The 10,362-nt window shown below is 68.6% G+C and carries 10 protein-coding genes; 4 read left to right on the forward strand and 6 right to left on the reverse strand.

The features are described 5' to 3' along the window. A partial coding sequence (locus ELR45_RS38970; RefSeq protein WP_205857206.1) for a substrate-binding domain-containing protein occupies positions 1-390 on the forward strand: 390 nt, incomplete at its 5' end. A gap of 67 nt (positions 391-457) precedes the next feature. Here ELR45_RS38970 and ELR45_RS24935 read toward each other — a convergent pair. The 3 genes from ELR45_RS24935 to ELR45_RS24945 form a co-directional block, all read right to left on the reverse strand. Beyond that, positions 458-1,084, reverse strand: coding sequence for an FMN reductase (locus ELR45_RS24935; RefSeq protein ID WP_129668744.1), 627 nt, complete (start codon positions 1,082-1,084; stop codon positions 458-460). Further along, on the reverse strand, positions 1,077-2,204 hold the full coding sequence (locus ELR45_RS24940) for an LLM class flavin-dependent oxidoreductase (RefSeq protein ID WP_129668745.1): 1,128 nt from the start codon (positions 2,202-2,204) through the stop codon (positions 1,077-1,079). The genes ELR45_RS24935 and ELR45_RS24940 overlap by 8 nt, the downstream gene beginning before the upstream one ends. Positions 2,205-2,367: 163 nt before the next feature. Then, positions 2,368-2,853 carry a MarR family winged helix-turn-helix transcriptional regulator gene (locus tag ELR45_RS24945; protein ID WP_129668746.1) on the reverse strand — a complete coding sequence of 162 codons (486 nt, stop codon included), beginning with the start codon at positions 2,851-2,853 and terminating at the stop codon, positions 2,368-2,370. Between the two features lie 295 nt (positions 2,854-3,148). Here ELR45_RS24945 and ELR45_RS24950 point away from each other — a divergent pair, with 295 nt between their 5' ends. Continuing rightward, positions 3,149-3,715 (forward strand): dihydrofolate reductase family protein, encoded by a 567-nt coding sequence (locus ELR45_RS24950; RefSeq protein ID WP_129668747.1) that lies wholly within the window; start codon positions 3,149-3,151, stop codon positions 3,713-3,715. A gap of 107 nt (positions 3,716-3,822) precedes the next feature. On the opposite strand, the gene ELR45_RS24955 is transcribed toward ELR45_RS24950, so the two are convergent. The 3 genes from ELR45_RS24955 to ELR45_RS24965 form a co-directional block, all read right to left on the reverse strand. Next, a complete protein-coding gene (locus ELR45_RS24955; RefSeq protein ID WP_129668748.1) occupies positions 3,823-5,202 on the reverse strand; it encodes an FAD-binding oxidoreductase in 1,380 nt (459 codons plus the stop codon). Positions 5,203-5,241: 39 nt separating this feature from the next. Beyond that, positions 5,242-5,946, reverse strand: a complete 705-nt coding sequence (locus tag ELR45_RS24960) for a Crp/Fnr family transcriptional regulator (protein ID WP_129668749.1) — start codon at positions 5,944-5,946, stop codon at positions 5,242-5,244. 106 nt (positions 5,947-6,052) lie between these two features. Then, positions 6,053-9,244 (reverse strand): AfsR/SARP family transcriptional regulator, encoded by a 3,192-nt coding sequence (locus tag ELR45_RS24965; protein WP_129668750.1) that lies wholly within the window; start codon positions 9,242-9,244, stop codon positions 6,053-6,055. 138 nt (positions 9,245-9,382) lie between these two features. On the opposite strand from ELR45_RS24965, the gene ELR45_RS24970 reads away from it, so the two are divergent. Together ELR45_RS24970 and ELR45_RS42945 are read left to right on the forward strand one after the other, a co-directional pair. After that, on the forward strand, positions 9,383-10,162 hold the full coding sequence (locus ELR45_RS24970; RefSeq protein WP_129668751.1) for a methylenetetrahydrofolate reductase: 780 nt from the start codon (positions 9,383-9,385) through the stop codon (positions 10,160-10,162). Between the two features lie 64 nt (positions 10,163-10,226). Then, positions 10,227-10,362 (forward strand): NUDIX domain-containing protein (locus ELR45_RS42945; protein ID WP_205857230.1); only part of this gene is annotated, 136 nt, incomplete at its 3' end.

Here is a 10,362-nt window from a genome sequence, read left to right on the forward strand (position 1 = left end):
CGGCACGCGGGTGTCGACGTCGACGAGCGATTCGTGGTCGAAGCAGACTTCACCCGCGCCGGAGGATACGAGGCGGCGCGCGAGCTCATCGCACGCGGCCTCGATGACACAGAGTTGATCTTCGCCGTGAACGATGTGATGGCGATCGGGGCCATGACGGCGTTGCGGGACGAGGGTCTCGTTCCAGGGCGGGACGTCGCCGTCGCCGGCTTCGACGACATCGCATCAGCGATGGATGTCGCGCCGGCGCTGACCTCTGTGTCCGTGCCGTTGGAGGACATCGGCCGCACCGCTATGGATCTCGCACTCGCCGGTGAGGATGCCTCGCGGGTCGTGCGGGTCGCAACCAGCGTGATCATGCGAGAGAGCACACCAGGCTCCGGACCATGATCATGAACATTAACCGTGTACATGGCACGGTTAATGTTCATGATCATGGTCCGATGGTGGCGGGACGTCAGGCGTCGCGCAGGTCGCTGAGCATCTGATCGAAGCTCGGGACGTCATCGTAGGGGTCCGCCGGCCCACGACGCTTCGTCTGCATGATCCGCTGCGCGAGCTCACGGCCGGCGCGTTCGATCCGCTGAGGCAGCGGGTTCGCGGTGTCGGCATCACCCGCCCAGTCGTCCGTCGCCGCGAACACCGACGTGCTGACCACCTCCGCATGCAGATAGGTGAACAGCGGTCGCATGGCGTAGTCCAGCGCGAGCGAATGCCGCGGCGTGCCACCGGTGGCTCCAAGCAGCACCGGCATCCCGGCTAACGAGTCCGGATCGACGACGTCGATGAAGGACTTGAACAGCCCGGAGTACGACGTGGTGAACACAGGGGTCACGGCGATCAGGCCGCTCGCACCCGAGACCGTGTCCAGGACCTGGGGCAATCCGCCGGCGGGGAACCCCGTCAGCATGGCGTTCACGACGTCGTGTGCGACGTCGCGCAACTCGACCGTCTCGGACTTCACGGCTGCGCCCTCTTCTTCCACAGCTGCGACGGTCGCTGCGCTGAGCCGGTCGGCGAGCATGCGGGTCGACGACGGCTGCCGGAGCCCGGCAGCCAGCGTGACGATCGTGAGATCAGGCATGTACCTCGTCCTTCGCCACCGTCTGATCCTGTGCCGATGTGCGTGCTCCACGGATCGCGAGCCGTTCCGTGTGACTCGGCGGGTTCGCCGGGACGTGGGCCGGCCGCTTGGCCTCCATCTCCTTGCGGAGCACCGGCACAACCTCCTCCGCGAGCAGGTCTATCTGCTCGAGGACGGTCTTCAGTGGCAGACCCGCGTGATCGATCAGGAACAGCTGCCGCTGATAGTCGCCCACGTCATCGCTCATGGCGGCGTAGCGCTCGATCACCTGCTGCGGGCTGCCGACGGTCAGCGGCGTCGCCGCGGTGAACTCCTCCATGGACGGGCCGTGCCCGTAGACCGGGGCGTTGTCGAAGTACGGGCGGAACTCGTTCCACGCGTCCTGCGAGTTCTTCCGCATGAAGACCTGCCCGCCGAGCCCGACGATCGCCTGGTCGGCGCTGCCGTGGCCATGGTGCTCGAAGCGCTGACGATAGAAGTTCACCATCTTCTTCGTGTGCGACATGGGCCAGAAGATGTTGTTGTGGAAGAAGCCGTCGCCATAGTAGCCGGCCTGCTCGGCGATCTCCGGGGTGCGGATCGACCCGTGCCAGACGAACGGCGGCACCCCGTCGAGCGGACGCGGTGTTGCGGTGAAACCGTGCAGTGGCGTGCGGAACTTGCCTTCCCAGTCCACGACGTCTTCCTCCCAGAGACGGCGCAGCAACGCATAGTTCTCGATGGCCAGCGGTATCCCCTGCCGGATGTCCTGTCCGAACCACGGGTACACCGGCCCCGTGTTGCCCCGGCCGAGCATCAGGTCCATGCGCCCGTTGGAGATCACCTGGAGCATCGCGTAGTCTTCGGCGATCTTCACCGGGTCGTTGGTGGTGATCAGGGTCGTCGAGGTGGAGAGCACAACGTTCTTCGTGGCGGCCGCCAGGTAACCGAGCAGCGTCGTCGGCGAGGACGCCACGAACGGCGGGTTGTGATGCTCACCGGTGGCGAAGACATCGAGACCGGCGGCGTCCGCGTGCTCAGCGATGGTGAGCATCGACCGGACCCGTTCTGTGTCATCCGGGGTTCGCCCCGTGGTCGGGTCCGTGGTGACGTCGCTCACCGTGAACACTCCGAACTGCATCCCATGCCTCCTTGTCGCCTACGGATTCAGTGTGTCGCCAGGCGACCGGCGGACCTGACTCCGTACTCTTCCGTTCCAAGAATCTTCCCAGGAAGAATATTCCTGGAAAGATTTCTTGCCTTCATCGAGCGCGGGTGCAGGCCGGTCGCCGCGCGCCGCACCCTCACCCGGCCCCGTTGGCAGCTCGCAGCACCCGCATCGTCTCGGCCATGCTCGACAGCCGTTCCGGCCCCAGCGGATCCAGCACTCGCTGACGAAGGATGCCGGCGGCCGCCCTACGCGCTTCCTTGGCGACCTCGAGACCGCGCTCGGTCAGGGCCGCGTAGGTGACACGCCGGTCCGTCTCACACGGCACACGCTCGATGAGACCGACCGCGACCAGCCGATCGGCGACCTTGGTGAAGCCGCCGCTACTCAGGGCCGCCTCGTTGGCGAGCCGCGTCATCGGCAGGCGGTGGTCCGGAGAGCGCAAGAGCCTGATCATGATGTCGAACGAGCTCGGAGCCAGGTTGACCGCGTCGGCGATCTCGCCCATCACACGATGCTGCGTGGCGTGGTAACCCTCGATGACGAGACCCCACCACGTGACCAGTTCATCATCGTCGCACAAGTCCGCGACAGCCTTGGTCAATGCACCGGCCTGGCTCATGTGGCATTCCTTCCGCAGCAGTTCTGCCCCACTCAGCATAGGCGAAAAGCTTGCGAAGAAACATCTTCAATGCGAGACATATGCATGTACCCGGCGAGCAGCCGCCCTAGCCCTTGATGCCGCTGGCGAAGCCGGCGCCACCGACGGGCCACCCCGCCAGTTCTGGTGGTCGAGGCCGGCAAGCCGCGGCTACCGCCGGTAATGCGACCTAAAGGAAACCGTAAGGGCCGCCGGGCAGTGTGAAGTCATCAAGCCGGCGGGACGGGCCCACCGACACGGATCAGAGGAGCACACCATGCGCAAGCTCGTCGAATCGACGTTCGTGTCGCTGGACGGCATCATCGACGACACTCGTCCGTCCACGGCGTCGCGGGCAGAGCCGCAGCACTGGGGCCAGCCGTATTGGGACGAGGAGCACGGCAACTACTCCGGGAACCTGGTGTACTCAGCCGACGCCCTGCTGCTCGGGCGAGTGACGTACGAGGGGTTCGCGGAAGCGTGGTCGGCGCGGGACGGAGAGTTCGCCGACCGGATGAACGGCATGCCCAAGTACGTGGCGTCCCGGACCCTCACCGAGACCACGTGGAATGCCAACCTCATCCAGGGCGACGTTGCCGAGGAGGTCGCCAAGCTCAAGGAGCAGCCGGGCGAGAACATCCTGAAGTGGGGCACCGGCGAGCTCGATCGCACCCTGGTGGAGCACGGCCTGGTCGACGAGTTCCACTTCTGGTACTTCCCGGTCGTCGTCGGTGCCGGCAAGCACCTGTTCGAGGACGCCGGCTTCGACACCACCCACCTAAAGCTTGCCGACGTGAACCAGTTCGGCTCTGGGATCGTCGTTCACATCTACGTCCCGAAGTAATGGCCGCAGCGCACGCCCCGGAGTCAGGCCCGACCTGGCTCGTGTCAGTGCGCACCGCATCGGCGCTGGATGAACCGGATATTCGACGGCGCTCGTCACGGAGTAGTTCAGCCGTCCAGGGGCGGGATGTTCTGGTTGAGGTGGAAGACATTGTCCGGGTCGTAGGCGGTCTTCAGCGACCGTAAACGCGCAAGCTTGGCCGCCCCGTACGCCTCGCCGAGCCGGCTCGCGCCGTCGTCGCTGAGGTAGTTCACGTACACGGAGGTGCGATGCGGCTCGAGCGCCGACCAGAAGTCCCGTGCCCACTGCTGCTCTCGTTCGAAGCCGGCCCGCGTCGCGGTGATGCCGCTGATGTTGAAGGCGTGGGCCGCGGCACGTCCGTAGAAGGCCGTGGCGTCCTCGTCCACCCGTGCCATCGCGCCGCCGAGACCCCACAACGTGAGGGCCGACAGCGGTGACTCGATGCGCCGGGCGTACTCCACGGAGACGTCGATTACCTCGTCGGTCAGCGCGGCGACGTCGCAGGCGCGCACGTAGTACCACCAGCCGTGCGAGAAGGACGGGTCCAGCATGGCTTGGTGCTCGACGAAGGCGCGCACCGCGCACCCGTCCGCCGCGGGCTGACCGAAGCTCCGCAGCGGAGCCACCGCACGAAAGCCGTCCTCGACGTCGCCTGCCCACAGGCAGAGGATCGCGACGACCGGACGGCCGTGCAGCTCCTCCGGGAGCAGCGCGCTGGCGGGCGCCTTGCGCAACGACACAATCGTCATGAGGTCGTCGGGCGCGTCGGCGATCCAGTCCCGGTAGAAGCGCAGTACCCGCTCGGCATCGTCGATGGGCCAGAACACCGGGCAGGATACGACCTGCGGTCCTACCCTGCGGAGGCGGAACTCGAACTCAGTGACCACGCCGAAGTTGCCACCGCCACCACGAACCCCCCAGAACAGGTCGGGGGTCTCCCGTTCGTCGGCGCGGATCAGCTCGCCAGTGGCGGTCACCAGGTCCACGCCGAGGAGGTTGTCGATGGACAGGCCGTACTTGCGAACCAGCCAGCCCATCCCGCCGCCGAGGGTCAGCCCGGCGATTCCGGTATGGCTGACGATGCCCGCGGGGACGGCGAGACCGTGCTGCTGGGTTGCCCCATCGAGCTCGCCGAGTAGCACGCCGGCTTGTACGCGGGCGGTTCCGCGATCGAGGTTGAGCGTGATGCCGCGCATCGGCGAGAGGTCGGCCACCACGCCGTCGTCGCACACCGAGTGCCCGGGGAAGCTGTGCCCGCCACCCCGTACGGCGAGGTCGAGGCCCGCCGAGCGCGCGTGGGTGATGGCCGCAGCGACGTCCATGGCGTCCCGGCAGCGGCAGATGGCGGTGGGCCGCCGATCGATGGATCCGTTCCAGATCTCCCGGTACCGGTCGTAGTCGGCATGTCCCGGCTCTATGAGCTCGCCGTGGAAGACGCTGGTCAATGGGGCCGATGAGATGGTCATGCCATGATGGTCCCTCCGGGGTTATGGCCCGTCTGGGACCTAAGTTCCACTTTGCCCGGGATTTTCGTCGTGCTCCTGAGCCAGCCGGACCGGGTCCAGCACGATGACGCGGTCGCGTTCCGTGCTGACCACCCCGGCCTCGCGCAGATCGCGCAGCGAACGTACGACCACCTCACGCGCAGTCCCGACCGCGTCGGCAAGCGCCTGCTGACTAACCCGAGCGACGAGCTGGCCCCGGTCGGCGCCGATGTTGGCGGCGGCTAGGTCGAGCACATGGCGGGCGACGCGCTGACGCACCGTCGTGAACGCATACCCCGCGATCTCCCGCAGGAAGCCCGCCGCTCGATCGCTCAGCTCCTCGGCCCACGCCTGGGTCATGCGTCCGTCGCGTGCGGCGAGCGCTCCTGCCCGCTCGGGACGCATACGCAGCACCGAGCTGTCGACGAGCGCCTGTGTGGAGGCCGGCATGGTGAAGTGGTCGCTGTAGAGGGACATCACGCCCAGTAGCGCACCTGGACGGCAGTAGCGCACCGTCACGGTCCGGCCTTCCGGCGAGCGGACGAAAACGCGGACAAGCCCGGTGACAACCAGCTCGACGTGCGGTGCCCGGTCGCCTTCGCTGTGTGTCACCGCGCCGGCCGCCACCCTTGCCCGCACGGCACCGGCGAACAGCTCGTCGAGCACAACCGGCGGTAACGAGCGAAGCCGCGACCGGCGGACCGCAGTCTGCAGCGCCACGTCCACCCGTTCAGACTAGCTCTCACCACCTCAGCCTTTGTCTTGAGCGTCTTGCCGGTATCGGTCGTCGAACAGCACGTAAGAGCACACGCTCACCGCCCACGCCCCGGAGTCAGGCCCGATCCGTGTCCAGCATGGATCGGGCCTGCTCCGGCGTGAGATCGGCGCCGCGCGCGAACAGGGCGGCGAAGTCGGGCTCCGCAGCCTTGACCGTGCCCGTGATCCGGGCCAGCTCGTCGCGCTCCGACGTGGACAGCGGCAGCCCGGCCTGCTGCCAGGCGGCATCGGCCGCGCCGAGCAGCTGGGCAGCCGAGCCCGGTCGTCCGTCGGCCACCAGAGCGGCGGCCATACCCGCCAATGCCCACGCCATGCCGGGCACTGAGCGGTCGTTCCGGGACACGTCGAAGCCCTCCCGATGCCAGGCCAGCGCCGCGGCTGGGTCACCACGCTGCCCGGCCAGCAGACCCAGCTCGATCAGGACCATGGGCAGGTACGGCGGGTGGGTGTCGCCGGTCTGATGCTGCCGGGCAGACGCCAGCAGCCACCGCAAGTGGTTCTCGGCCGGGTCGAGCGTCCCGTCCCGGCGGGCGGCGAACGCCAAGCTGATCGTGGCGAACACCTCCTCGACCCGCTGCCCCTGCTCGGCGGCCAGCTGCCTCGCCTGCTCGGCGTACTCCCGGGCGCGCGGGTAGTCCCCGACCTGCACCGAGTGCCAGGCCAGCCAGCCAAGCCGACCGGCTACCTCTGACCACAGTCCGAGTTCTTCGGCGATCCGCAAGCCCTCCCTGCTCAGCCGCGCCGCCTCCGGCTGGTCACCCGTCAGGTCGGCGAAGCCGATCAGCCAGTCGGTGGCCTGCAGGACGCCCCAGTCGTCCCCCAGCTCGCCGAACAGCTCAGCGCCACGCCGGGCGTCGCGCTCCAACGCGGCCGGGTCGCCGCGCATGTGCGCGAGCATGGCCCGTGTGCTCAGCGTGGCCGCCTCGCCCCATCGGTCCCCTTCGGCCCGGCACGTCTCCAAGGCCCGCTCCAGCAGCGTTCCGGTGGCCTTCTCGTCCCCGAAGTCGATGACGGCCGAGGCCAGGAACCACTCGGAGCGGGCCTGCCCCACCGGGTCCGCCATCTTCTCGTACCGCTGCAACGCCTCGGTCGCCCGCTCCAGACCGGCCCGATCTTGCCTGAGGGCCAGGCCGGCGTGCCAGACCTCGGCCCGGGCCCGAACGGCCTCTGACGCCTCGCCCGGCACGGCCAGCGCCCTCTCGAGAGCACGGCGCGCCTCGGTGAGCCGGCCGCGCAGGAACCGGTGCCAGACCAGGGCGCTCGCGAGCCGCAGCGCCGGCTCGGCCGCGCCGTCGCGCTGGAAGGTCTCCAGGGCAGCGCGCAGATTCGCAGCCTCGGCGTCCAGCCGTCGCAGCCATTCCCGCTGGCCCGAACCGCGTAGCTGCGGCTCCGCCTGTTCGGCCAGGGCCAAGTAGTGGTCGGCGTGCCGACGCCGCAGCGTCGCTTCCTCCCCGGCCTCCCGCAACCGGTCCAGGCAGTAGGCCGAGACCGACTCCAGCAGCCTGAACCGGGGGCCGTCATCGCCGCGCACCACCAGTGACCGGTCCACCAGCCCGGCCAGCAGGTCCAGCACGTCGCCCTCCGCGTCGTCCCCGGCACACACCGCCTCTGCCGCGGCCAGCGTGCAGCCGCCGGAGTGGACGGCCAGGCGGCACAGCACGGCCCGTTCGGCCTCCGTCAGCAGCCGCCAGCTCCAGTCGATCACCGCGGACAAGGTGCGTTGCCGGTCGGGGGCGTCGCGCGGCCCGGTCCCCAGCAGCCCGAACCGGTCCTGGGGCACCTGCAGCCGCGCCGCCAGCTCCGCCGCCCCGAGCGCCGACGCTCGGCTGGCGGCGAGCTCCAACGCCAGCGGGATGCCGTCCAGCCGCCGGCACACCTCTGCTACGGCAGCGACCGCCGTCGGCGCCGGAGACAACCCGGCTCGGGACAGAAACAGCTGTACGGCGGAGGATCGGGCCAGCCGGGCCGGATCGTCGGTGTCGGGGACGTCCAGCGGCGGCAGGTCCCAGCGGGCCTCACCGCGCAACCGCAGCGGCTCCCGGCTGGTAGCCAGCACCCGCAGGCCCGATGCGGCCGACAGCAGCTTGCCGACCAGCGCGGCCACCGGCCCGACCACGTGCTCGCAGTTGTCCAGCACCAGCAGCATCTGCCGATCGATCAGCGCGGCTGCCAGCCGCTGATCGTCCGGCTCCGAATCACCCGGTGCGTCAGGGATGGACAACGCGGACAAGATCGGCTCGGCGGGGTCGCCCGACCCGTCCCAGGCCGTCAGGTCGACCAGCCATATGCCATCCGGGTACGCCTCTATCGATGCCCAGGCGACCGCGATGGCCACGCTGGTCTTGCCCACACCGCCCGGACCGGTGAGCGTGACCAGTCGCCCCGCCGCCAGCAGTTCTCGGACGCGCTGATTCGCATGATCCCGTCCGACCAGCTCGGTCACCGGCGCCGGCAGGTTGGTGGTGGGTTTCACCGGCCGCAACGCCGGCGCCGGCGCGTCCTCCGACGGATCTCCGGCCAGGATGGCCCGATGCAGATCAGCCAGTTCCGGTCCTGGATCCAGGCCCAGCTCGTCGGCGAGGTGGTGTCGCAGTTCCTGGTAGCTGTTCAGCGCGTCGCCCGCCCGGCCGGCCCGGTACAGGGCCCGCATGTGGGTTGCCCGCAGCCGCTCCCGATACGGATACCGGGCCACCTGCTCGCCGAGCTCGCCGACCAGCTCGCGGTGCTCACCCAGGTCCAATCGGGCCTCGGCGTAAGCCTCGAGGGCAGCCAGGCGCTGCTCCTCCCATCGGGCCACGGTTTCACCGGCGAACTCCTCGTCGGCGAAGTCGGCCAGAGCTGTCCCCCGCCACAGCGCCAACGCTTCGGCCAGCAGGCCGGCACGGGTGCGCGGGTCACCGGCCGCCAAGGCCCGTTCGACGAGGGCACCGAACCGCTCTGAGTCCACAGCTTCCGGACCTGCCCGCAGGGCATACCCGGGCGCCTGGGACGCCACCAGTTCCCGACCACCGGGCTCGGCTCCAGCCAGTGCCCGCCGCAGCTGTGAGACCCGTACATGCAGCGCCGCTGTCGGGTCGGCCGGCGCCGCCTCACCCCACAGGTCTTCGACCAGGCGGTCCATCGAGACCGGACGCCCCTCGTGGACCAGCAGGTCGGCCAGCAATGCCCGCACCTTGCGCCCGGGGATCATGACCAGCTCACCGTGGTCTGTCCACACGGCCAACGGCCCCAGCACCCCGAAACGCACCACCCCAGAGTACGGAAGCCGGTCAACTGCCACCGGGGCAAGGGCGCCAGCGCGCGACCATCGGTTCCCCGCGAGGCTCGCTCCGGCTCCGAGCGCTAACACCTTGTCCAGCTTCGGGTGTCCGCTAGGTTGGTCAGCATGATCACCTCCGATTTCCAGGTCGTATGTGAGATCGAGCCGCCCACCCGACCTGATCTGACGCACGTGCGACATCAGATCGGAACGCTGAGCCAGGTCGCTCACACGTTCCTGATTCCGGATAACCACATCGGCCGCGCCACCGTGTCGAGCGTCGCCGTGGCACACGAAGTCGAGGCGATGGGCGGGCAAAGCATCGCCTGCCTCAACTCGCGTGATCGCAACCTGCTCGGATTTCGCCGCGACTTGCTGACCGCCGCAGCTTACGGCGTCGACAAATTCCTCTTCGTCTACGGCGACAAGCCGACGAGCGGCGGGCGAACGAGTGAGCTCACAGTTCGCACGATGGTCGACGAGGTGCGCTCGCTATCCGAGGACAGGGCCTTCGCCGATGTCTCGGCGTTCCAGGTGGGAACAGCGGCCGGCCTCCGTCCACTACCAGCCTGGAAACGGTCAGCGGACTTCATATTCGTGCAGGTCACATATTCTATCGACGCGTTGCTGCGATGGCGCGAGGCCAACCCGGTGGAAGTGCCGGTCTTCGCGGGTGTGATGGTGCTGGCAAGCGAGCCTCACGCTCGCCGCTTGGCCGAAACTATCCCCGATATCGAGATTCCCGCTGCTCTCATCGAGCGCGTAGCTCGTGACCGCGTCGCAGGTGTTGAAGCGGCCTGCGAGCACGTCATGCGGATCAAAGAATCCGGTGCGTTCGACGGTGTGCACCTGATCCCGGTAACTCGCTACCGAGATGTCGCGGCCCGCCTCGAACAGACGCTGTGAGCTGAGCTCAGCCGTCGAGCGGCAGCTCGCAGAAAGGCTGTGGGCGTTGGGATAACGTGCGGGTATGAGTTTGCGGCTGGCCGCGTACGCCGTGTGCATCGAGGACGGGCGGGTACTGCTCGCCCGCTCCGTAACACCGAAGGGCGAGTCGACCTGGACTCTTCCGGGCGGCCGGGTCGAGCACGCGGAGGATCCGTTCG

This window comes from Phytoactinopolyspora endophytica (assembly GCF_004138495.1).
Classification (GTDB): domain Bacteria; phylum Actinomycetota; class Actinomycetes; order Jiangellales; family Jiangellaceae; genus Phytoactinopolyspora; species Phytoactinopolyspora endophytica.

Coding starts and splice junctions, on each gene's coding strand:
- ELR45_RS24935 (WP_129668744.1), bottom strand. CDS start 1,084: ATGCCTGATCTCACGATCGTCACGCTGGCTGCCGGGCTCCGGCAGCCG.
- ELR45_RS24940 (WP_129668745.1), bottom strand. CDS start 2,204: ATGCAGTTCGGAGTGTTCACGGTGAGCGACGTCACCACGGACCCGACC.
- ELR45_RS24945 (WP_129668746.1), bottom strand. CDS start 2,853: ATGAGCCAGGCCGGTGCATTGACCAAGGCTGTCGCGGACTTGTGCGAC.
- ELR45_RS24950 (WP_129668747.1), top strand. CDS start 3,149: ATGCGCAAGCTCGTCGAATCGACGTTCGTGTCGCTGGACGGCATCATC.
- ELR45_RS24955 (WP_129668748.1), bottom strand. CDS start 5,202: ATGACCATCTCATCGGCCCCATTGACCAGCGTCTTCCACGGCGAGCTC.
- ELR45_RS24970 (WP_129668751.1), top strand. CDS start 9,383: ATGATCACCTCCGATTTCCAGGTCGTATGTGAGATCGAGCCGCCCACC.